General features: G+C 71.5%; 25 protein-coding genes. 12 read left to right on the top strand and 13 right to left on the bottom strand.

The window, feature by feature from the left end; all coding sequences use genetic code 11:
* Positions 1-112: 112 nt before the first annotated feature.
* Positions 113-2,317, top strand: a complete 2,205-nt coding sequence (locus ACIQGZ_RS25970) for a glycosyl hydrolase family 8 (RefSeq protein WP_402606149.1) — start codon at positions 113-115, stop codon at positions 2,315-2,317.
* 228 nt (positions 2,318-2,545) lie between these two features.
* Here ACIQGZ_RS25970 and ACIQGZ_RS25965 read toward each other — a convergent pair whose 3' ends face one another.
* The 7 genes from ACIQGZ_RS25965 to ACIQGZ_RS25935 all read right to left on the bottom strand — a co-directional run bounded on the left by ACIQGZ_RS25965 (position 2,546) and on the right by ACIQGZ_RS25935 (position 7,904).
* Positions 2,546-3,307, bottom strand: coding sequence for a hypothetical protein (locus ACIQGZ_RS25965; protein WP_402606146.1), 762 nt, complete (start codon positions 3,305-3,307; stop codon positions 2,546-2,548).
* A gap of 604 nt (positions 3,308-3,911) precedes the next feature.
* Positions 3,912-4,898, bottom strand: a complete 987-nt coding sequence (locus ACIQGZ_RS25960) for a helix-turn-helix domain-containing protein (protein WP_402606143.1) — start codon at positions 4,896-4,898, stop codon at positions 3,912-3,914.
* Between the two features lie 201 nt (positions 4,899-5,099).
* The gene (locus ACIQGZ_RS25955; protein ID WP_402606141.1) at positions 5,100-6,068 is read right to left on the bottom strand and encodes a transcriptional regulator; all 969 of its coding nucleotides are present in this window, start codon (positions 6,066-6,068) and stop codon (positions 5,100-5,102) included.
* A 317-nt stretch (positions 6,069-6,385) separates the two neighbouring features.
* Positions 6,386-6,598, bottom strand: a complete 213-nt coding sequence (locus ACIQGZ_RS25950) for a hypothetical protein (protein WP_402606138.1) — start codon at positions 6,596-6,598, stop codon at positions 6,386-6,388.
* A gap of 54 nt (positions 6,599-6,652) precedes the next feature.
* Positions 6,653-6,859: a DUF397 domain-containing protein gene (locus tag ACIQGZ_RS25945; RefSeq protein WP_402606135.1), complete on the bottom strand. Its 207-nt coding sequence runs from the start codon at positions 6,857-6,859 to the stop codon at positions 6,653-6,655.
* Positions 6,856-7,077, bottom strand: coding sequence for a DUF397 domain-containing protein (locus ACIQGZ_RS25940; protein ID WP_402606132.1), 222 nt, complete (start codon positions 7,075-7,077; stop codon positions 6,856-6,858). The genes ACIQGZ_RS25945 and ACIQGZ_RS25940 overlap by 4 nt, the downstream gene beginning before the upstream one ends.
* Positions 7,074-7,904: a helix-turn-helix transcriptional regulator gene (locus ACIQGZ_RS25935; RefSeq protein ID WP_402606129.1), complete on the bottom strand. Its 831-nt coding sequence runs from the start codon at positions 7,902-7,904 to the stop codon at positions 7,074-7,076. The genes ACIQGZ_RS25940 and ACIQGZ_RS25935 overlap by 4 nt, the downstream gene beginning before the upstream one ends.
* Positions 7,905-8,009: 105 nt before the next feature.
* Between ACIQGZ_RS25935 and ACIQGZ_RS25930 the strand changes: the two genes are divergently transcribed.
* Genes ACIQGZ_RS25930 through ACIQGZ_RS25905 form a run of 6 tightly spaced genes read left to right on the top strand, consistent with a single transcriptional unit; the run spans position 8,010 to position 10,505 of the window.
* On the top strand, positions 8,010-8,348 hold the full coding sequence (locus ACIQGZ_RS25930; RefSeq protein ID WP_402606126.1) for a hypothetical protein: 339 nt from the start codon (positions 8,010-8,012) through the stop codon (positions 8,346-8,348).
* Positions 8,345-8,743: a hypothetical protein gene (locus ACIQGZ_RS25925; protein WP_402606123.1), complete on the top strand. Its 399-nt coding sequence runs from the start codon at positions 8,345-8,347 to the stop codon at positions 8,741-8,743. The genes ACIQGZ_RS25930 and ACIQGZ_RS25925 overlap by 4 nt, the downstream gene beginning before the upstream one ends.
* Positions 8,740-9,450 (top strand): hypothetical protein, encoded by a 711-nt coding sequence (locus ACIQGZ_RS25920; RefSeq protein ID WP_402606120.1) that lies wholly within the window; start codon positions 8,740-8,742, stop codon positions 9,448-9,450. Before ACIQGZ_RS25925 ends, ACIQGZ_RS25920 begins: the two co-directional genes overlap by 4 nt.
* A gap of 36 nt (positions 9,451-9,486) precedes the next feature.
* The gene (locus ACIQGZ_RS25915) at positions 9,487-9,675 is read left to right on the top strand and encodes a hypothetical protein (RefSeq protein WP_402606117.1); all 189 of its coding nucleotides are present in this window, start codon (positions 9,487-9,489) and stop codon (positions 9,673-9,675) included.
* Positions 9,676-9,704: 29 nt separating this feature from the next.
* Entirely contained in the window at positions 9,705-9,929 is a 225-nt protein-coding gene (locus ACIQGZ_RS25910) for a hypothetical protein (RefSeq protein WP_402606115.1), read from the top strand.
* 54 nt (positions 9,930-9,983) lie between these two features.
* Complete coding sequence (locus ACIQGZ_RS25905; protein WP_402606112.1) at positions 9,984-10,505, top strand: NUDIX hydrolase; 522 nt, start codon at positions 9,984-9,986, stop codon at positions 10,503-10,505.
* On the opposite strand, the gene ACIQGZ_RS25900 is transcribed toward ACIQGZ_RS25905, so the two are convergent.
* From ACIQGZ_RS25900 to folE, 6 genes are read right to left on the bottom strand one after another with little or no spacing between them, the layout of a single operon-like run.
* Positions 10,430-11,671: a glycosyltransferase family 4 protein gene (locus tag ACIQGZ_RS25900; protein ID WP_402606109.1), complete on the bottom strand. Its 1,242-nt coding sequence runs from the start codon at positions 11,669-11,671 to the stop codon at positions 10,430-10,432. The genes ACIQGZ_RS25905 and ACIQGZ_RS25900 overlap by 76 nt on opposite strands.
* A complete protein-coding gene (locus ACIQGZ_RS25895) occupies positions 11,668-12,276 on the bottom strand; it encodes an AAA family ATPase (protein ID WP_402606107.1) in 609 nt (202 codons plus the stop codon). The genes ACIQGZ_RS25900 and ACIQGZ_RS25895 overlap by 4 nt, the downstream gene beginning before the upstream one ends.
* Positions 12,263-13,003, bottom strand: coding sequence for a DUF2797 domain-containing protein (locus tag ACIQGZ_RS25890; RefSeq protein ID WP_402606105.1), 741 nt, complete (start codon positions 13,001-13,003; stop codon positions 12,263-12,265). The genes ACIQGZ_RS25895 and ACIQGZ_RS25890 overlap by 14 nt, the downstream gene beginning before the upstream one ends.
* Before the next feature lie 40 nt (positions 13,004-13,043).
* On the bottom strand, positions 13,044-13,904 hold the full coding sequence (locus tag ACIQGZ_RS25885; protein WP_402606103.1) for a hypothetical protein: 861 nt from the start codon (positions 13,902-13,904) through the stop codon (positions 13,044-13,046).
* A complete protein-coding gene (locus ACIQGZ_RS25880; RefSeq protein ID WP_402606101.1) occupies positions 13,901-14,410 on the bottom strand; it encodes a 6-pyruvoyl trahydropterin synthase family protein in 510 nt (169 codons plus the stop codon). Before ACIQGZ_RS25880 ends, ACIQGZ_RS25885 begins: the two co-directional genes overlap by 4 nt.
* On the bottom strand, positions 14,407-14,982 hold the full coding sequence (folE, locus tag ACIQGZ_RS25875) for a GTP cyclohydrolase I (protein WP_402606098.1): 576 nt from the start codon (positions 14,980-14,982) through the stop codon (positions 14,407-14,409). Before folE ends, ACIQGZ_RS25880 begins: the two co-directional genes overlap by 4 nt.
* Before the next feature lie 265 nt (positions 14,983-15,247).
* On the opposite strand from folE, the gene ACIQGZ_RS25870 reads away from it, so the two are divergent.
* From ACIQGZ_RS25870 to serS, 5 genes are all read left to right on the top strand, one after another.
* On the top strand, positions 15,248-16,507 hold the full coding sequence (locus tag ACIQGZ_RS25870) for a hypothetical protein (protein WP_402606096.1): 1,260 nt from the start codon (positions 15,248-15,250) through the stop codon (positions 16,505-16,507).
* Positions 16,504-17,061, top strand: a complete 558-nt coding sequence (locus tag ACIQGZ_RS25865; protein ID WP_402606094.1) for a GNAT family N-acetyltransferase — start codon at positions 16,504-16,506, stop codon at positions 17,059-17,061. The genes ACIQGZ_RS25870 and ACIQGZ_RS25865 overlap by 4 nt, the downstream gene beginning before the upstream one ends.
* A gap of 224 nt (positions 17,062-17,285) precedes the next feature.
* Positions 17,286-18,302, top strand: a complete 1,017-nt coding sequence (locus tag ACIQGZ_RS25860; protein ID WP_402606091.1) for a methionine adenosyltransferase — start codon at positions 17,286-17,288, stop codon at positions 18,300-18,302.
* Positions 18,299-19,225, top strand: a complete 927-nt coding sequence (locus ACIQGZ_RS25855) for a phosphotransferase (RefSeq protein WP_402606089.1) — start codon at positions 18,299-18,301, stop codon at positions 19,223-19,225. The genes ACIQGZ_RS25860 and ACIQGZ_RS25855 overlap by 4 nt, the downstream gene beginning before the upstream one ends.
* A 143-nt stretch (positions 19,226-19,368) precedes the next feature.
* Positions 19,369-20,664, top strand: a complete 1,296-nt coding sequence (serS, locus tag ACIQGZ_RS25850) for a serine--tRNA ligase (RefSeq protein WP_402606086.1) — start codon at positions 19,369-19,371, stop codon at positions 20,662-20,664.
* Positions 20,665-20,820: the final 156 nt, after the last annotated feature.

Raw genomic sequence — 20,820 nt, 5'->3', positions numbered from 1 at the left:
AAAACTTATCGATACGAATGCATTGACGGCCCTGCTGTGAGGTTTCACAATCGCTCACGGCTTCCGGGGCTGCCCGGGTCTGCCATCGCCCGATCCCCCGAGGAGGAACACGGTGACCCAACCCCGACACCGTGGGCCGCATCTCCACCGCCGCCTCACCCTGCCGGCCGTCGTGGCGGCGGTCTGCGCCGCGCTGCTCACCCCGGTCGCACTGCCTGCGGCACCCGCCCGAGCCGACACCCTGCTGATCACCTCACAGGCCGAGGCCATGACCAACGGCGGGGGCTGTACCAGCCTCCAGGCCACCCAGGCCGTCTACTACTGCAACAACGACAGCACCCGCGCCACCTACAACTTCGCCCAGGCCGGCCGCTACCGCATCGACGTCACCGGTGCCTCCAGCGCCAACAACACCGCCGGGATCAGCGTGTACGTCGGCGGCAAGAAGGCCGCCGCCCTCTCCTTCACCGGTACGGCATGGACCGTGCAGCAGGCCGTCTTCGACATAGCGACGCCCGGCCCCACGGAGATCCGGTTCACCCTGGAGACCGACAACGGCAGCAACGACACCTTCATCGACCAGTACGCGGTCTTTTACCAGGGCCCCATCCCGCCGCCGCGCCCCGCGCCCGTACCCCCCACCACCGGCGCGTACGCCAGCGGCCAGTACCGCAACCTGTTCCGGGAGTGGGACCCCACGCTGACCGACGCCGCCGTGCAGGCCAAGCTCGACGGCTACTGGAACTCCCTCTTCGCCAGTACCGACGACACCAAGCGGCTGTACTACCCCGCCGGTTCCAACGCCCAGGGTCCGCTGGCCTACATCGAGGACACCGGCAACTCGGACGTACGCACCGAGGGCATGAGCTACGGCATGATGATCGCCGTCCAGATGAACAAGAAGCCGCAGTTCGACGCCTTGTGGAACTGGGCCAAGTCCCACATGCAGCACACGAGCGGCTCCCGCACCGGCTACTTCTGCTGGAAGGCGACCCTCAGCGGCTCCTGCTCGGACGACAACCCCGCCACCGACGGCGAGGAGTACTTCGCCACCGCGCTGTTCTTCGCCGGGCACCGCTGGGGCAACGGCACCGGCATCTACAACTACACGGACCAGGCCAATGCCATCCTGAACGTGATGCTGCACAAGGAGGACATGAACGGCGGCGTGGTCGACAGCGTCACCAACATGTTCAACCCGACCAGCAAGCTGCCGGTCTTCGTGCCCTACGCCAGCTCCGCCCAGTTCTCCGACCCGTCCTACGACCTGCCCGCGTTCTACGACCTGTGGGCGCGCTGGGCCGACGGCTACCAGGGCAAGCAGGCAGCGGACCGGAAGTTCTGGAGCGACGCGGCCCAGGCCGGCCGCGCCTACTTCGCCAAGGCCACCAACCCCACCACCGGCCTGGCCCCCGACTACGCCGAGTTCACCGGCAGCCCCAACAACACCGGCAACCACGGCGACTTCCGCTTCGACGCCTGGCGCACCGCCGTCAACTGGGCGGTCGACTACGCCTGGTGGGCGGGCAACACCAGCGCCAAGACGCTCACCGACCGCCTCCAGAACTTCTTCGAGTCCCAGGGCGTCAACGGCTACGTCAATCAGTACTCGCTCTCCGGCAGCCCGCTGTCCAGCGACCGTTCACCGGGGCTGATCGCCTCCAACGGCGCGGCGTCCCTCTCGGCGACGGACGCCCACGCCTGGGACTTCGTCCAGGGGCTGTGGAACCTCCAGCCCCCCACCGGCCAGTACCGCTACTACGACGGCCTGCTCAGCTTCATGGCCCTGCTGCACGCGAGCGGCAACTTCCGCATCTACCAGCCGAGCGGCACCCCCACCGCGCCGCCGACCACCGCGCCCCCGACCACGGCCCCGCCCACTACGGCCCCGCCCACTACGCCCCCGCCGACCACCGCGCCCCCGACCACCGCGCCGCCCGGCACCCGCGACCCGTACGCCACGATCGAGGCCGAGTCCTATGACTCCGCCTCCGGCACCGCCACCCAGAGCGGCGACGGCGGCACGGTCGTCAAGCTCAATGGCGCGGGCAGCTACCTGGTCTTCAAGGACGTGCAGTTCGGGTCCGCCGGCGCCGGCGGCGTCCAACTGCGCGTCTCCACCACCACACCCGGTGTCAACGTGAACATCCGCCTCGGCAGCGCCACCGCCGCCCCGGCCTGCACCGTCTACCCGGACAGCAACGGCACCTGGCACCTCAAGTCCAACTCCTGCTACCCCAAGCCCGCCGGTACCAGCACCGTCTACCTCACCGTCACCGGCCCCGCCACCCTCAACAGCTTCACCTTCACCCGCTGACCCACCGCTCCACCGCTCCACCACCACCCGCCCGGCGTACCGGCCACCCCGCCGGTACGCCGGGCACCCCGACCCGTTCACGCCCGCCGGTACCGCTCCTTGCGAGCCTTCCGCAGTCCCGTCAGCCGATCCGTCAGCCGACCCTCCACAAGGCGGCCTCACAGGCACCGCACCCCGGCCGCCACCGCACCTTCGCCCAGGCGCGGTGCCGGCCGAGTGGGCTTGGTGTCAGCGCGGAACCTCGGCCTGGGCCCGGAACTGCCGCAGGTCCTCGGCGGTCTTGGCGATCTGCATACCGGACTGCACCTCGCTCTCGCTGTACACGATCGCCGTGTTGACACCCACCACCGCACACCGAATGCCGCTGGAGTACTGCTGGCCGAGCACGTCCGGCTGGTCCATTTTGGTGATCGACTTCGCGCACTGCATCTCACCGCCCAGCGGGCCGGGGTCGACGTCCTGGATACCGGAGAAGACGGTGTGGGTGGCCGCATAGGCGGGCTCGGGCGCCCATGCCTCCTGGAGCGCCTGCTTGCGCTCCGCGTCGGTCAGCGGCTGGCCCTGGGAGGCGGCGAGCACCGTGGCGTGCCGCTCGCCGAACTGGCCCCCCGTGTACACGTCCATGGCGATGTCGGCGTTCGGCTGCTCGACCCGCATGGTCTCCAGCGCATCGCCGAATCCTTCAGTGATCTGCTCGTTGTGCTGCATGCCCAGAAACGAGTTCGGGAACTGGACGCGCCACAGCTTCCGGTCCGCCGGGACCCGCACCTTGCCGCCGGTCCCGCCGGTGCCTGTCCCGATCCCGGTTCCGGGGTTCGCCGCGTCGCCGTCCGGGTTCGCCGCGTTGCCGCCCTGGTCCCCGCCGCCGTTGCCGTCCGGGGCCGGCCCGTTGCCGGACGACCGGCCCGCAGCCAACGGCTTGCCGTTCCCTGCGGCCAGCGCGTAGCCCCCGCCTCCCGCCAGCAACACCCCGACCACTGCGAGCGCCACCCACAGGCCGGTGCGCGGGCGCCGCACCGTAGTGGGCGGCGGCCCGTACCCGGGCGGCGGCGGGTAGCCGGGCGCCGGGCCGGCCGACGGAGGCGGCGCGTAGTACCTGGGCGGCGCGGACGGCGGATAGGACGGGGGCAGGGGCGGAGGGGGCGGAACGTCCCCGGACGGGGTACCGGGCGGCGGTTCGTACATCGGTGGACTCCTGGAGTCGCAGTGGGCCTGTTGTGGCCCAACTGTGCTGCTCCGGTGAAGGATGGCGGACGGCCGAGGCCGTCCGATACTCCTCCCGGTCCACTGTGGCCGATCTGTAGCACCACAGGTACACGGTCCCTGGCGGGCAGTCAGCCCGTGCGAGAGGACGGCCGACAGATGCGAACTACGGTTCGACACCAACCAACCAACCACCTCGGCCCTGCGCCCCGACGAACCTGCTCCCCCCTGGCTTGTGGTCCCCGGACCCCCCGCATCCGGGGACGCCGGTAATCCGGCATGCCGAGCATCGCAGTGCACCGCAGGCCGCGTCTTTGACGCCCGGCAACCAGTGATTTGACGATCCGTGCCCGGGGTCCGCGCCGCAGCCGAGCCGACCGCGGCGGGGAGGTTAGCCGCCTGCCCCGACCGGCTCGGCGGACCTCCGGCGGTAGTCCTTGGGCGGGATGCCGTAGGCGGAGCGGAATGCCCGGGTGAAGGTGGCGTGGTCCTTGAAGCCCCAGCGCGACGCGATCAGGTGGACGGGCAGGGCCCGCCGGGCGGGGTCGGTGAGGTCCTGGCGGGCGCGTTCGAGGCGCTGGTGGCGAATCCAGGCGGCGACCGTCGTGTCCCGCGCCGAGAACAGCCGGTGCAGATGGCCGACCGAGATGTGGTGGGCGGCGGCCACGGTCGTCGGTGAGAGGTACGGGTCGGGCAGGTGGCGCAGGATGAACGCGTCGACGCGTAGCAGTAGTGTCCGGTGGCGGCAGTCCTCCGGCACTGCGGCGTCGGCGTCGAGGTGGTGGGCGGCCAGGGCGGTCATCAGGTCCTGGGCGACCGAGGCCAGGCGGGGCACGTCGGCCGGGCGATAGGGCGTGGGATCGGCGGTCACGGCGGTGAAGAACTGCCGCAGCAGGCCCCCGAACCCCGTCGCCCCGGGGAGGGCTCGGGCCACCAGGCGCTCGGCTCCGTCGGCGGAGAGCGCCAGCATCGCCCGGGGGATGTGCGCCCGCAGCATGGTGGTCGGCTCCCCTCCCGCGCCGATTCTCAGTCCGAACGGAAGCGAACTGTCGTAGAATGCGATGTCCTGCTCGCCCAGCACCGCCTCCCGCCCCGCCTGGCTCACGACGAGCTTGCCGGTGGACGCCACGACGACGCAGCACAGCTCGGGGTCCGCCTGCCGGACCATCTTCGGCGTACGCAGCACGTCCGAGGCCGCGACGGTCAGCTCGACCAGGTTCACCGCCGAGATGTCGGCGGCCCTCGCCGTCGCCGTGAAGTCCCCGGGCCCTCCGTTCGAGATCCCCATGGGGTGCTCGCTGGTGACGAACAGCTCGTTCAGCGCGGCCAGTCGGTCCCGTGGCGGGAGATCTCCACGGTCGAACATCGTCTTCAGCATCCGCCCTCCCCCTCGGACAAGGGTTCGTCGCCCCTGGAGCCCCCGCGCGATCGTACGCTCGCCCCGCCCGCAGGCGGTGCGGAACCGGCCAGGGCGGCTCCGGCCTCACCCGCCTCGGTGCGGCCGCAGCGAGCCTGCCGAAACGGAGCCCCCCAGCCGTCAGCGCGTGCGCCTTCCGCCCATGGCCGGCGGCGGGCGTCTTCAGGCCGCGTAGTCGAGGAAGGCGCGGACAGCCGGGATGTGCTGGTGGCCGGCGAACTGTCCGCGGAGTTCTTCGAGGGCGTCGGTGGCGCGGGCGGAGTCGATGCCGCCCATGGCGGTGATGACCTGGTGGCCGATGTCGAGGGCGGCGTCGATGTCACCGAGGGCCAGGTGGGCTTCGGCCTTGCGGGCCTGGTAGATGGCGGCGCCCCGGGTTTCGCGTTCGGTGTCGTACGGGTCGGCGTGGGTGAGGGCGGCGTCGAAGTTCTCCAGCGCCCGCCTGGGCTCGCCGAGGCTGAGGGCGGAGCTGGCGGCGACCTGGTGGAGTTCGCCGTGGTTGATCCAGTACATCGACGGCAGGTCCGCCTCCGGGCTGTCGGCCCGGCTGTAGGCGTCGAAAGCGGCGTCGACCTGGTGCCAGGCGGCAGTGGGCTCGCCCGCTTTGGACTGGGCGCGGGCAGCGCGGGCGTGGAGCATGGCCATCACGCGGGGCGAGGAGATCCTTCGGCGGTGGGCGAGGGCTCCTTCGATGAGGTGGAGGGCGCCCTGGGGGTCGTCCGCGTTGTAGCGGAGGTTGGCCCAGAAGGCGAGGGTGACCGCTCCCAGGGTGGGGTCCTCCGCGCAGGCGCAGGCGCGCAGAGAGGTGATGAAGTGCCGCTCGGCAGCGGCGGTGCGGCCGTGGTCGTACGCGCACCAGCCCGCCAGACGGGATGCCTCTGCGGCGGCCGCGAACAGACGCCGTCCGGTTGCTTCGCTGTACGAGGCGTGTTTCAGGAGGTCGGTGACCAGCCGCAGCTCCAGGGCGGCGGCGTCGTAGACCTGGCCGGCGCCGACGGTGTCATCGAGGTGGCGCAGTGCGTCGAGGCGTACCTCGAACAGGGCGGCGGCCTCGCCGCCGACCCGGCGCCCGCGGCCGGTGACCGCGAGGGCTGGTTCGGCGGTGATCCATTGCGCGACGGCCGCGGCCAACGTGCTGGTGGAAGCGATCAGAAAGCCGCGCCGGTCCACTGGACCTCCCACATCCGTCGGTGAGTTCACCGTACCCACCACCGTCCACGGCGACTCCAGTACGGTCCGGTGGTCGTCGAGGCCCGCAGCAGGAAGTCCGGCCGGCCGTACCGGTCGATGTCCGAGGGCTCGCCTGGCTGACCCTCGGTGCGGCTGAAGGGCGCCGGGCCCCCGATGCCCTGCCCGCTGAGCACCGCTTGGCTCACGACGAGCTTGCCGGCGTACGCAGCACATCCGAACCGGCGACGGTCAACTCGACCAGGTGCACAGCCGGGATGTCATCTGCATCCGAACAAGAGCGCGTCGCCCTTGGAGCACCCAGTCGGCCCGGGACCCGACGCCGGCTCCGCCGCGTCATGACCGATCCGCGTCCAGACGGCTTCGTCGATCGACAGCCGTACGTGGCCCTGGCGCTCCAGGGCCTGCGCGTACGTGGCCTTGCCCGAACCCGCGATGCCGCACAGCATCACGACGGCTGCGTGCTCACCCATGGTCCCCGGTGAAAGGCATGCGGACCGCCCGTGGCCAGCGGCGGCCCGCATGTCTCAGGCGCTGGGGAAGTCGCCGGTCTTGACCCCGGCGATGAACCCGGTCCAGGCGGCGGGGGTGAAGGTGAGGGCGGGGCCGTGGGGGTCCTTGCTGTCGCGGACGGGTACGGCGCCGGGGAGGCCGGGGGCCCACTCGACGCAGTCTCCGCCGTTGGTGTTGCTGTAGCTGGATTTGACCCAGGTCACGCTGGAGAAGTCGGTCATGCGGGCAGCTCTCCGAAGTCGCCGGTCTTGACTCCGGCGAGGAATCCGGTCCAGGCGGCGGGGGTGAAGGTGAGGGCGGGGCCGTGGGGGTCCTTGCTGTCGCGGACGGGTACGGCTCCGGGGAGGCCGGGGGCCCACTCGACGCACGAGCCGCCGTCGCCGTTGCTGTAGCTGGACTTGACCCATTCCACGCGGGAGAGGTCCGGGGTCGTGCTCATGTGGGCAGTCCCTTCATGACTTTACGGATGAACGCCGCCGTGTCCGTCGGCGACAGGGCATATGCCCTGAGAAGATCGTAGGCCCGAATCCGAGCCGTGACCCTCACCGTGTCCTCCAGGAGCTGCCCGGTTGCGATGCTCTCCTCGTACGCGACGGAAGTGCCGTCATCCAGGGTCAGCAAGTCCAGCTGTCCGCCCATCAACGCGTGGCTGCCGTGCGCGAACGGCAGCAACTGGATCACGCAGGAGGACGTGTGCACTTGCTGGGCCAGCAGCTCCAGTTGAGCGCACATGATGTCGTGGCCGCCCACCGGCCGCAGGATCGACGCCTCGTCCAGGATCACCGACAGATGCGGCGCGCGGTCGCCCCGCAGCAGGGCCTGCCGACCCAACCTGACCGCCACCATCTCGTCGATTTCTTCCTTCGTGGCCTCCGGGTTGCTGACCTCGAAGAGATCCCGGGCGTACTCCTCTGTTTGTAGGAGTCCCGGCACCACCTGGCCCGCGTAGCAGCCGATGCTCCGCGCCCGGGTCTCCATCTCCATCCGGCGGCGGTAGCGGTCCGGGTGGATCTCGTGCCGGGCGATCCCGTACAGCCGTCCGAACAGCCCGTCCGTACCGAACGCCGCGTCCAGCGCGCTCGGCAGGTCGGGCGGGATCATCGAATCAGCCACCTCGATGCGGGACAGGTGACTCCGGCTGTACTTCACGACTTCGGCCAGGCGGTCGAGGTTCATGTTGGCGAGTTCGCGGTAGCGGCGGATCTCGGCGCCGAAGAGGTGTCGGGCCGAACGGTCCGGTGTGAGCTGGCGAGGAGGCCGTGCCATGGGTGATCCCCCATTCTCTCTGCCGCCCTGTCGGGACGGGATGGTGCTTCAAATCCTAGACGCGGAGGGCGACTCTTGAGTCACGGATAGTAAGAAAGGACCCTCGTGACTCTCTTTCCGCGACCGACCAGTGACGACCCGTACTTGCTGGCGCTCCGGGCGGCCAACGAACTCCAGGCGTCGTGCCGCAGCATCGGCTACGACCTCCGAGTGCTGCCCCAACTGCCGCACCAGGGACGGCCGTACGTCTCCCTGCTGGCCCCGACCGACGAGGCCACCCGGGTCGTGGCCCGGCTGCGGCGGGGGAGCGGGGTGCCGGATGCGGGGGAGTTCCCGCCCGGTTCGATCGCCTTCCCGCCGTGCCGCTGCGGTCACCCCAAGTGCCCGGACTATGACGAGGTCGGCGCCCGGCTCCGGGCGGTCCACGGGAGGCACACGCAGTGAGCACCACCGAACACGCCCCGGTCCGGCACCGAGCGCCCTGGGGCGCGACCCTGCTGGCGGGGGGCGACCCGCTGCGGCCGTACCGGTGCGAGGCGGTCGCGTACCAGGCCGGCACCAACCGCGAATGGCTGCTCGGCCGCTACGCCGCGCCCAACACCGGCCGGGCCGTCGGCTGGCTGCGGCACCGGGCCGTCCGCTTCGCCGTCCAACTGGGCCCCGGTACGGCATGGATCGCCCGGGAATGGGCTCGCGACCGGTCCGAAGCCGCCTGGGCGGCCCGGCTGCTCGCGGAGGGCGAACCGTACAGCTTCACCCTCCCGGACGGGGACGTCCTCTACCGGCTCACCGCGCGGCCCGCCCCGGCCACCGCCCTGTCGAGGAGGGCTGCCCGGTGACGGCACGACCCACCGTCGTCCCGCACGTGACGACGTGGAGCGGCGAGAAACCGGTACGGCTGCGGGAGTTGACCGTACGACCGGACGGCAAGGGGCTCGGCTACCGGCACGAACAGCCGGGCGACCGGGACGCGCACGGTGTGCTCTGGGTCCGGCTCGGCGGCGAGCCGGGGACGGGCCGGCCGACGTACCGGGTGATGCACTCCGAACGCCAGCGCCGGACCATGCTCGACCTGCGCTGCCAGATCTGCGCCGGGCCCGCGTCCCGTACCGCGCAGGGGTGGCTCTTCCTGGTGGCCCACACCGAGCAGCAGATCGCGGAGGCGGGCGGCACGGAGGACATGCTGACCATGCAGCCGCCGCTCTGCCTGCCCTGCGCGGACACCGCCGTGCGGCAGTGCCCCCGGCTCACCGAGCAGTACACGGCCGTCCGCTCCCGCAAGCCCGTCCTGTACGGCGCCTGGGGCAGCCTCTACCGCCCCGACCCCCACGGCCGCCTGGCCGAACTGGGCGACGGCACCGTCCTCCCCTACAGCGACCCCGCCGTCCGCTGGCTCCTCGCCGCCCAACTCGTCCGCGAACTCCGCCGCACCACCGTCATCCCCCTCCCCACCGAACTCCCACCGACCCCACCCACCCCGGTCCTCAGGCAGCCCGCAGCCGCTCCAGGAATTCCGGTACCCCGTCGACCTGCCGGTAGGGCGTGAAGGCGCCTCAGCTGCCCCAACGCGCGCAGGTCCGCGGTGCACCTGCCACGGCTGACAACGGCCCGGAGCCAGGCACTGACCGAGTTGGAGCTGCCGAAGTGGGACCGCGAGGCATTGCCCCGACTGCAGTTGACCGCCCTGACCGCCCTGACCGCCCTGACCGACTTCGTGGCCGAACTCGACGAACTCATCGAGGGCATCCGACCGATCTCGGCCGTTCCTTGATGGAGGCGTTCGAGAGACTCATGCACGGGGTGCCGGAGATCACCGATGGGACGGTGACGGTCGTCAACATCTGTACCGAGGCGGGCATCTCGCGCGCGTCCTACTACCGCTCACCGGTGGCCGCTGCGGTGGCGGCCAACTTCGGCAGGAACTGGAGACAGGCAACGGCCAGGTTGTCGCGCTACCGCCATCCGCTTGATCGCTGGGCAGTAACTTCCCTTCTGATCCCTGTGCCCCCGCGCTTCACCGGGTGAAGCTCAGTCCGATCGTGCGTCGGACGGTGCCCGGGAGGACTACTGTGGCTCGGCGTGACGAGCTTTCTCTGGCACCGCGTCTGGCCCGCTCCCGAGGGCCTGCCGGCGCGTCAGGTATATGCCTGGATCGTCGACGAGGACGCCCGGGTGCTGCTGCTGGAGATGCCCGGCGGCTGGAACCTGCCCGGCGGCACCCCGGAGGACTTCGACGGTGACTGGCTGGCGACGCTTGAGCGCGAGGTGCTGGAGGAGGCCGACGTGACGGTGCGGGACGTGGTCCCGCTCGGGTATCAGGAAGTGCGACCGGAGGCCGGTAAGCCGTTCGCGCAGCTGCGGGTCGCGGCACGGGTGGACCAATGGCTCCCGGCGACGCCGGACCCGGACAACGGCCAGGTGTACCCGCGGGTGTGGGTGCCGCTGGGCGAGGCCGCCGAGCGGTTGGGGTGGGGCGATCCGGGCCATGCCCAGGCGGCTGCCGCCGCTCAGGTCGCGTTGACGCTCTACGGCTTCGCCGCCGCAGCCCCGATCGCCCAGGGCGACAGGGCAGCCAGCACCCCGGTGATGCAACTCGTGTAGTCGCGTCCGGCGACCAGGAGCTTCCCGGCCTGCCGCAGTCGTGTGACCTCGGCTGGGGGTGCGGCCAGTGCGCGGCCGATGGCACGGGCCAGGGAGCGCGGGTCGTCCGCAACGGCGCTGTAGCCGGTGGCGTTGTCGATGACGGTCTCGGCCAGTCCGCCAGCGGTGGTGGCCACCACCGGTCCGGCTCCGGCGGCGAAAGCTTCGAGCGGGATGCGGCCCAGCGGTTCGCTGCGCGAGGGGACGACGACCGCCCGCAGCGCCGGGTGGTGAAGCAGTCCGGGCAGTCCGGGGTCGAAGCGGGTCCACAGCGTCACCTCCAGCCCGAGCGCGATGGCGCGTCGGCGAAGGTGGTGCTGGTAGGCAGTGGTCGGGCCGTCGGTGACCGCGGCCAGCAGCAGGTGCGGCAGGCGTACGCCGATGCCGGCGAGGTGGCCGAGGGCGTCGAGGAGGTCGTCGAAGCCCTTGTAGGGCTGGGCGCGGCCCATGCTGAGCAGGAATCCGCCCTCGGCCTGGTCGGGCAGGGGCGGGGCCGCAGTCAGCGGGACGTGGTCGGTGGCGGTCAGGCCGCCGGGGATCTCGATGATCTGCTCGTCCGGGACGCCCTTGCCGGTCAGCAGGGTGTGCATGTGGCTGCTGATCGCGCCGAACGCGGCTCCCAGAGCGGTCCAGCCGTCCAGTCCCTGCTGTTCCCAGGCGGCGCGCTTCGGGTCGGCGTGGTGGTCGGCGCTTGAGCGCGGCAGGTACAGCAGGGTCCATCCGGGCGGAGCGGCGAGCAGTGGGCCAAGTCCCGCGAAGGGCTGGTCGATGGCGATCAGCAGCCCTTGCGGGTGATGGCGCATCAGCGGGTTCAGCACCTCGGCGGCGTGGCGGTCCACGTGCTCGAAAGCGCTCAGGTCGCCGAAGCGCTGCTGTCCGGCGGTGCCGTTGTCCAGAGCGGTGACATGGTGGGGCACGTCGGCGAGGAGGTCGAGCACGGCCCGGTGGGCGGTGGGTGCGTACTCGGGACTGGTGGGGTGCAGGTCGACGGGCAGCAGGACCATGCGGACCCCGGGGGCCAGGGCGTGGGCGACGGTAGTGATCAGGGCCTGGTTGCTGCGGCCGGCTCCGGTCGCAGCGCTGAAGTAGCCGTCGTGCAGGGCGATGGCAACCACCGGGGCGTTCACCGCGCGCACACCGCATCGACCGCGCTGGCCAGCTGGCCGGTCGACGCAGTGGCGTCCACCCTCTGCCGAGGAACGGCGGCGACCAGTTCGGCCAGCCTCGGATGCGCCGTGGCCAGGTGGGTGGGCGGATCGAGGTAGAAGGCGCGCAGCCGTTCCAGGATCGTGGGATCGGACCATGGGTGCCCGGGGTGGAGGCGTTCGGATCGGCGCTGGAGGCTGAGGTGCGGCGGCAGGTCCAGGATGATCCATCGCCCGGGTGGCATCAGCCGTCCGGCGGCGAGGTGGCAATAGATCCAGTCGGCACGGCGGGCAAGGCCGCCAGTGCTCGCCGCCCAGGCCAGGGCGGTGAGCCAGTCCCGGTCCACCCACACCGGCCCGCTGTGCCCACACAGTTGGTCGGCCTTGCGCAGCCAGTTCGCCAGATGGCTGTCCTCGTCGTCGTGGTGCGGGTGCCGGTCCTGGTCCAGGAGGTCTCCGGCGGGGGTGGTGTACTCGGGCAGGACGGTGCGGCCAGCCCTGGCCAGGGCGGCGAGCACGGTGGTCTTGCCCGCCCCCGGCATCCCCTCGACCACGGTGACCGGTGCGGGCAGGTCAGAAGAGCGCATCCTGTTCCTCCTGGTGGCTGGGCTTTGCCAGGGCGGCTAGGGCGGCGGTCGGGGCGGTGCCGGGTTCGGCCCGGCCCAGGGCCCATCCGGCTAGCAGCCGGGTGTCCAGCAGTACCAGCCCCGGGGCTGTGTGCAGATACAGGTCGGTCCCGATCCGGCAGGAGATCCGCCCGCTGATCACCTCTCCGGGGGTGAGCGGCAGCATGACGGCGTCCGGCTGCAGTCCGCCGCCGGGCAGGTCGTAGGCCGTGGCGTGGTCCACCACCTGCGGCGCGCACCGGTTCTGGCCCTGCGGCCACTCCAGCTGGGCGGCGCGTTCGGCGGTGGTGAGCAGGTCGGCCGCGCGTTCGACGGCGGTCCCGGGGCGGATGCGGGCCTGCCACTTGCGTACCGCGCTCATTCGGTCGGGCAGGCCCAGGGCCGTGCTGAGCAGGCTCTCGGCCCGGCGGGCGGCGATGAGGGTCCCGGTGGAGATGATGGCGGAGGCCAGCGCTCCCTGTTCCAGCAGGCGGGCGTCGCCGCGTTCGACGGCGGTGATGCCGACCTTGACGGCGGTGCCGTGGTGGGCCAGGTAGACCGCGAAGGGCCGCGGATCGTGGAGGCGGGTGTCGGCGGCAATGGAGTCCGCGCGGTCCGCCGCCTGGCAGGCCGGGCACAGCACGTAGCGCACGGCCGGGTCGAGTGCGGCCGACACCGGGCAGGCGCGGCGGCGGTCCGAGCGCCACACCCCGACGCATTGTCGATCGGCCCCCACGGTGAAGGCCAGGTCAGTGCCGGTGTTCAGCGGGCTCGTCCTGGAGGTTCCGCCGCTGGGGGCCGACCATTCCAGCAGCGCGGTGCCCTGGTCCCAGATGAGCCCGGTAGCCCGCCATGCGGGCGGCGACCCCTCGCTGATCATTGCCCTCCCATCGCCGGTAGACCTCTTCGAGTACGTGCCAGCCCGCCAGTTGCGCGATGTCGGCCAGGGCCTCGGCCGGGTTGTCGGGCATGTGCAGGTGGTTGACCAGCATTCCGGCGCCCAGGTCGGCACGCACTATCCGTTTGAGGACCGTGCCGGCTTGGACCGCGTCCGGTCCGCCGGCCAGCACCACGATCTGCACGCTACCGCTGGTGAGGTAGTTGGTGCGCTCGGCGACGAAGGAGGGGCCATAGGCGTCCGGGTAGAGCCGGTCGCAGTCGGCGGCCGACAACTGCCGAGTCGTCACGTGGACCTCGCGCAGCACCGACCGCAGCCGAGAGCGGATCGCCCGCACCGGTGCCCCGGGCTTGAGCATCGCCAGCGTCAGCCGCTGCTCGGGCGCCGGGAGTTGGGTGTCGGCCAGGGGCGCGCGCATCGCCTGGGCCCAGACCCGGTGGCAGTCGCAGTCCCACTCGCCGTGGCCCGGGTGCTCCGGCACTGCGGCCGAAGCTGCGGCGGCGGCCCGCTGGGTGCACTGTGGGCATGCTCCGGTGGTGCCCGTGGCAGGCCGGGCCAGGCCGCTGGAGCGCACCGCCGTCCACCACGCGTCCCAGGGATGCTCCAGCAGGGTCGGTGCGGCGGACCGCCCCGCGCTGAGCACACCGTCCAGGGCCAGGCCAAGAACGGCGGCCAGGTGCCCCCGGCCCACGCCGGGAACGGGGGCGGTCACCGCAGCACCGCTTCGGCGGTGGCGGAGCACTCGGCCGATTCCGTCAGCGTCAGCTCCAGTCGCTCGACGGCGGGGCAGACCGCGCCCAGCCGACGGGCGAGCTCGGCGACGAGGTAGCAGGCCAGGGCCTCGGTGCTGGTGCCCGCGATCGGCAGCAGGGCCGTCCAGGAGCGCGGCAGGCTGAAGCAGGCCCCGCCGCCGGTCACCCGCAGCTGGTCACCGCCAGTCTCCTCGACCCGGACACCGGGGGTGTCCACCGCGATCAGGGTGCGTCGTTTCAGCGGCGCGATGACCTCGCGCAGTTGCTGCTTGAGGACCCGGAAGTCGGCGACCATCCCCGACTCATCCGGCAGTCCCCATGCGGCCAGCACGACCTGGTAGGTGTGCCCGTGCAACGGTTCGAACGCCCCTTCGTGCAGTCCGGTGTGGGCGGCGTTGAAGTCCCACCCGGCCCCGCCGACCCGCGCCTGCACCAGCGGGCGGGCACTGGCCTGGACCGCGGTCACGACGCTTTCACCGCCAGCGACATGAACTCCGCGCGAGCGGCCGGGTCGTCCAGCAGCGCCCCGCGCAGCGAGGAGGTCGTGGTGCGCGAGCCGGTCGCCCCGACACCGCGCAGCGTCATGCAGGTGTGCTCGGCGGTCATGAGCACCGCCACCCCGGCCGGCTCGAGGTGCTCGACCATCCAGTCCGCGATCTGCCCGGTCAGCCGTTCCTGGACCTGCAGGCGCCGCGCGCAGTGATGCACCACCCGGGCGACTTTGCTCAGCCCCAGGATGCGCTTGCGCGGCACGTAGCCGATGTGGGCGACGCCGGTGAACGGCAGGACGTGGTGCTCGCACACCGAGACGAAGCGGATGTCGCGCACCAGGACCAACTGGCCGGGCTCGGCGGTGGCCTCGAAGTCGGTGGCGGTGAAGTCGGGCGGGGTCGTCATCTCCTTCAGCGCCCGCACCATCCGGCCAGGCGTCGCGGCCAGCTCCGGGCGCGTGAGGTCGAAGCCCAGGGTGGCCAGCAGCCGGGCGGCGAGGTCCGCAGCCTCGTCCAGGGGGGCAGGGGCGGTGATGAGGGGGGTCATGGTCGACACGCTCACGTGGACTCCTGACGGGTACGGCCCCGCCAGCGGGGCCACCGGGATGCGCGGGCGGACTGGAGCCGCCCTTGCCGCGGGCCGCCCGGAGCGGGGGGAGCTGTCGCCCCGAGCGGCCTCGGGTTCCAGTGCACCGCCGACCGGGCCCGTGCGGGGCCGGCCCGACCGGACGTTTCACCGGACGTTTCCGGTGACGGGGCGGGTGGGCAGTGGCATGGTGGGCTGACTGCACGTCATCGACCGGGGAGCCGCGGTGGCACGGAGCAACCTGGCGCACTTACGCAGGGCCGCCGGGCACACCCAGGAGTCCTTCCTGGCCGACTTCACCCAGTGGGCGCACCGGATCGGGGCGAACGCCGCAGTCGGCGTGCGCCAACTGCGGCGCTGGGAGGGCGAGGACCCGCCGCCGCTGCCCCACCCCGGCCAGCAGGACGTCCTGGAGGCGATGTTCGGCGTCCCCCTGGCGGAGATGGGCTTCACCGTGCCCCAACACCGGCACCGCCCGGTCGCCCGGGTGCGCGAGACTGGACCGGTGCGCAGACGGGAGTTCATCGCGGACCTCAGCGGCCTGGCCGCCGCCGCAGCCCTGTCCGCCCCCGGGCCCAGGGTCGGCATGGACCAGGTGCGCGACCTGCGCGGCCGGATCGACGGGCTGTACCGGACCGACCACGCCAGCGGCGGCCAGAGCGCCCGTCAACAGGCACACGGACTGCTTGAGCACATCGGCGAGCGACTGACCGGGAGCCTGTGCACGGAGCGGGTCGCGGTGCAGCTGCACGCCATGCTCGGCGAGATCCACTGCCATCTCGGGTGGCTGTGCCACGACGCCGGCCGCGACTCGGAGGCCCGCTCCTCGGTGCTGGAGGCGATGGCGGCGGCACGGATGACCGGCGACGCCCAGCTGGAGATGCGGGCCCTGTCCACCCTGTCGCTGCTGGCCGTCGACAGGCACCAGCCCTGGGAGGCAGCTTCGGCCGTCGGAGCCGCCCAGGACCTGGCCAGCCGTCACGCCGGGCCTGGAGTCCGGCTGGTGCTGTCGCTGCGCGAGGCGCGCGCGACCCTGGCCGCAGGCGACCTGACCGGCTCGCGACGCGCGCTGAGCGGGTCGATCGCCCTGCACGACCGCGCCGCCGAAGAGCCCGACGCCCCGCGCTGGGTACGTTTCGCCGGTCCTGTCGAGATCGACTACGCCACCGGCACCCACTACCTCCAAGCCGGACAGCCGAAAGCCGCAGTGCCGTTCCTGCGCGCCGCCGTCGACGGACTGGCCGTCGGATACGCCCGCAACACCGCTCTGTACCGCGCCCGGCTCGCCTCCGTCCTGCTGCAGGCCGGAGAGGTAGAAGAGGCATGCGCCCAGATGGCCACCGTCGTCGCAGGTGCCGACGCGCTCACCTCGGCCCGCTTGACCTCCCGCATCACCGTCTTCCGCCAAGCAGTCTCCGGGATCGACACCGCCGCCGCTAGGGACACCGTCGAACTCCTGGACAACGAGACGCAGGAGGGGGCATGACTATCGAGCGGTTCAACGGCGAGGACGCCGCCTGGATCGAGGACGAGCTGCGGCAGGTCTACCGCGAGGCGTTCGCCGAACCTCCCTACAGCAAGACCGACCTGGACGCGGAAACGAACTTCCAGCGCTTCCGCGCCCAGGTGAAGAAGGACGGCTTCCGCGCTGTGCTGGCCCGCAGCGACGACGGCGAGCCCGTCGGCATGGCATACGGCTACCCCATCCCCGCGACCACCGGATGGTGGAGAACCCTGACCACGCCCGCACCGGCCCGGGTAAGTCACGAGGACGGCCAGCGGACCTTCGGCCTGTTCGAACTCGCCGTCCGCCCCGCCTGGCGCCGCCAGCACCTCGCCACCGCACTCCACCGCGCCCTCACGGAGGGCCTCACTCACGAGCGGGTCCTACTCAACACCCGACCCGAAGCCGAAGCAGCTCGCCGTGCATACCGGTCCTGGGGCTACGAGAAGGTCGGCGAGAACCATCCCTGGACAGATGCCGCACTACACGACGTGCTGATCCTGACCCTGGCCGGGCAGAATCCGGCAGCGCGATAGTTGCCAGGACCGGCTGCTTGAGACTGGGCCTGTCTGATCGGCAGCTGCCGTCCTGAGACATTCTGGGATGAGACAGCTTGACAGCTTCCATAACGGCCGGGCTCATCCACGCGCACCAGCCCGGGGCCGGGTCGGAGGCGGTGGCCGACAGGGCGGTCTCGGCGGCGGTCAGGTCGCGGTAGCAGTCGGAGCTCTCACCGAGCGCCGCATTCGGCTCCAGCCAGGTGCGCTACGGCGCGGGGGAGATGACCTCTCCGGTCCGGGTGCTCGTCAACGGCCGAGCGGCGCGAGCGTGCGGGGACACCGAGATCCCGGTCGACGAGCTGGCGGAGGAGACCGTCCGGGCGTTCTTCGCCGAGCGGCTCCCCGAGATTGTCGACCACCTCGACGTCCGCCTCCGCGTCACCAGCAACTCCAGCCCCGGCGCGGTCCTCACCGGCGACGGCACTCCGGAGCGGGGTCGGTGGTTCGCGCCGCGCTCCGTGGACGACCTCCGCGAGCGTCGGACGCTGCTGGCCAACGACACGTCGCTGGGCACCGGCTGGGCACCGCTGGGCCCGTTCGAGTCCTTCGTCCGCGAGCTGGCCGACGACTTCTCCGGAACCAGTACGTTCACCCAGACGCATCCGTGGTGCGGCAGCGACGTCAAGGTCATGGGCTACTTCGAGGGCGACCGCGCGGACGTCGTGCTCTGCGTCCCGCAGAAGAGCCCGTTCGTGCCGGACCGCACCGCCTACCTGGCGAACAAGCGTGCCGTACTGGCCGAGTGCCGCCGCCTCGCCGGTCTGCACCTGCCCGGAACACCCGTCGGCTTCCGCCTCAACGTGCGCGACGTGCCCGAGAGGGACGAGCTCTACCTCACCTACACCGGCAGCTCCATCGAGTCCGGCGACGAGGGCGTGGTCGGCCGAGGCAACCGGGTCAACGGACTGATCACGCCGCTGCGGCCGATGAACCTGGAGGGCGTGAACGGCAAGAACCCCGTCTACCACGTGGGCAAGCTCTACAACATCGCCGCCACCAGGCTGGCCCAGAGGCTGCGCCAGGAGACTGGTGGCCACGCTGAGGTCCACCTGGTCAGCGCGACCGGCGAGCCGCTCGACCAGCCCTGGCGCGTCCTGATCCGCCTGTCCGAACCCGACGCCCAGGTGGACCAGGTGCAGTCGCTCGTCCTGGAGGCGCTCGCGGGATTCCCCGCGCTGACGCAGGAGCTGGTCCGGGAGGGGGTGCTGTTGAGTTGACCGGCTCGGCCTTCCTCGCCCAGGTACCGTCCGGCTGCCGAGAGCGGCTGACCGCCCACTACGGATCAGCGGCTGCTCCGTGGCTCGACGAGGTTCCGCGTCTCCTTGAAGCCGCTGCCCGGCAGTGGGGCCTGACGCTCACCGAGTTCCACGACGCCGGCCATGCCTCTGTCCTGGCCATGGCAGCCGACCCGCGAGGAAAGGCCGTCGTGCTGAAGGCATGGTTTGATCCCGAGCGTCACCAACGGGAGCTTGCAGCCCTTCGCTTGTGGTACTCGGGCGTGCGCCGGGTCGTCCTCGCGTCCGACCCGGCGCACGCGGTGGCCGCGCTGCGTCTGGTCGGAACGGCGCCCGGCGGCAGCCCGCCTCCGGACGACGAGTTGGCGCAGGTGGCCAAGGCCATCACCGCCTTGCACTCAGCAGGCCGGCGGTCGCCGGGTCGATCGTTCCCGCTCCTCGACGGTTACCTGGCCGAGGAGGTGCTGCCGCGCATCCGGCGACGAACCGAACGTCGAACGGGCACTCGCTTCGCTGACCACGCGGCCGACGTGCTCCCGCTGCTCGGACGGCTCCCGGAAGGCCCGGCTCCCAGGACCGTCCTGCACGCGGACCTGTACCGCGAGAACATCGCGTTCGACGTCACAGGCAAGCCCGTCCTGCTCGACCCGCTGCCGATGCGCGGGGACACCCTCTTCGACTGGGCGTTCTGGTGCGTCTACTACCGGCTGGGACGGGGAGCAGCGGCACGCCTCCGCCTCGCGGGCCGGCACTCCGGCACGGCTCCGACGCTTCTGCTCCCGTGGTGCCTGATGCTCGCCCTCGATGGCCTCCTCTACTACGAGGAGTCCGGAGACCGTCGGTTGCACACGATGGCCCGCCTTTTCGACGCTCTTCTCGAACAGCTCCGGAGGGACCAGGCATGACCAGCGTCCTGCTGCGGGACGTCAGCGACGAGCCGGATCACGTAGGGCCGGCCGAGGGGGACGGGGGGAAACGGCTCGGGCGGCACCGCCGTTCCTTGCTACCGTCGATGCCCTACGGAAACCGCCCGAGAAAAGACTCCCTCATGCATGATGCACGCGCTCTGATCGACATGGGGGACGAGGCAGTCCGCCGCCTCGCCCGCCGCGGCTACACCCTGGACCTCTCCTCCATCGAGTCCCTCCAGTCCCGCCGCAACCAGAGCATCCGCATCGCCGACGAGTTGCGTTCCGAGTCCAAGCACGTCGCAACCGAGGTCCAGCGGGCCGCGAAGGCGGGCGAGGACACCTCCGAGCTCAAGGAGCAGGCCCGCAAGCTCAAGGAGCAGATCCGCGAGACCGAGGCCGAGCACGAGGCCATCCAGGAGGAGCTCACCCAACTCCTGCTCACGATCCCGAACCTGCCCGCCGACGAGGCCCCCGACGGCGACTCGGAGGAGCACGCCATCGAGCAGCGCCGCGTCGGCAACCCGCCGACGTTCGCGTTCGAGCCGAAGGACCACGTCGACCTGGGCGAGTCCATGGGCATCCTCGACTTCGGCCGCGCCACCAAGCTCTCCGGCCCGCGCTTCAGCGTCCTCAGGGGTGTCGGCGCAGCTCTGGAGCGGGCGCTCACCGCGCTCTTCCTCGACCTGCACACCCAGCGCCACGGCTATGTCGAGCACTCCGTGCCGTTCCTGGTCACCCGCAAGACCATGACCGGCACCGGACAGCTCCCCAAGTTCGAAGAGGACCTGTTCGCGACCGGCGTGGCAGACCGCGAGCTGTTCCTGATCCCCACAGCGGAAGTTCCGCTGACCAACCTCTACGCGGACGAGATCATCCCGCCGAACGAGCTGCCGATCGCGCTGACCGCGCAGACGCCCTGCTTCCGCTCGGAGGCCGGCTCCTACGGGCGTGACACCCGCGGCCTGATCCGCCAGCACCAGTTCGCCAAGGTCGAGATGGTCCGCATCTGCTCGCCGGAGGATGCTCGCGCCCAGATGGAGCTCATGGTCGGGCACGCCGAGGCGTGCCTCAAGGAGCTCGACCTGGCCTACCGTGTGGTCACCCTGGCCGCCGGGGACACCGGCTTCTCCGCCCGGCTCACGTACGACATCGAGGTCTGGCTGCCCAGCCAGAGCACCTACCGCGAGATCTCCTCGGTCTCCGACTTCGGCACTTTCCAGGGCCGCCGCGCCGGCATCCGTACCCGCGACGAACGCGGCAAGACCACCCCCGCCGCGACCGTCAACGGCTCCGGCCTGCCCGTCGGCCGCACCCTGGCCGCCGTACTCGAACAGCACCAGCAGCAGGACGGCTCCGTCCTGCTGCCGCAATCCCTCGTCCAGTACCTCGGCTTCCGCCGGATCACGGCGGACGGAGCGCCCTCGGAGGCATAGGTGTTGGTCGGCGTCTGCGACTTCCCAGGCCGGTACGCGTTCCCACCCGTCGGCTACGGCGGAATCGAGCGGTGGCTCTGGGCAACCGCAGTAGGGGCAAGAGCCGCAGGCGCCGACGTCCACCTCCTCGGGCCGGGGTGGCGTGAGGAGCTCGGC

The organism is Streptomyces sp. NPDC092296 (assembly GCF_044755465.1).
GTDB lineage: Bacteria > Actinomycetota > Actinomycetes > Streptomycetales > Streptomycetaceae > Peterkaempfera.
The sequence above is the reverse complement of the archived record's forward strand: the minus strand, read 5'-3'. Positions and strand labels throughout refer to the sequence as shown.

Bases quoted from the DNA above. Each gene is read 5' to 3' on its own strand.
- ACIQGZ_RS25960 (WP_402606143.1), bottom strand. From the start codon at position 4,898: ATGCTGAAGACGATGTTCGACCGTGGAGATCTCCCGCCACGGGACCGA.
- ACIQGZ_RS25950 (WP_402606138.1), bottom strand. From the start codon at position 6,598: ATGGGTGAGCACGCAGCCGTCGTGATGCTGTGCGGCATCGCGGGTTCG.
- ACIQGZ_RS25945 (WP_402606135.1), bottom strand. From the start codon at position 6,859: ATGACCGACTTCTCCAGCGTGACCTGGGTCAAATCCAGCTACAGCAAC.
- ACIQGZ_RS25940 (WP_402606132.1), bottom strand. From the start codon at position 7,077: ATGAGCACGACCCCGGACCTCTCCCGCGTGGAATGGGTCAAGTCCAGC.
- ACIQGZ_RS25935 (WP_402606129.1), bottom strand. From the start codon at position 7,904: ATGGCACGGCCTCCTCGCCAGCTCACACCGGACCGTTCGGCCCGACAC.
- ACIQGZ_RS25895 (WP_402606107.1), bottom strand. From the start codon at position 12,276: ATGCGCTCTTCTGACCTGCCCGCACCGGTCACCGTGGTCGAGGGGATG.
- folE (WP_402606098.1), bottom strand. From the start codon at position 14,982: ATGACCCCCCTCATCACCGCCCCTGCCCCCCTGGACGAGGCTGCGGAC.
- ACIQGZ_RS25865 (WP_402606094.1), top strand. From the start codon at position 16,504: ATGACTATCGAGCGGTTCAACGGCGAGGACGCCGCCTGGATCGAGGAC.
- serS (WP_402606086.1), top strand. From the start codon at position 19,369: ATGCATGATGCACGCGCTCTGATCGACATGGGGGACGAGGCAGTCCGC.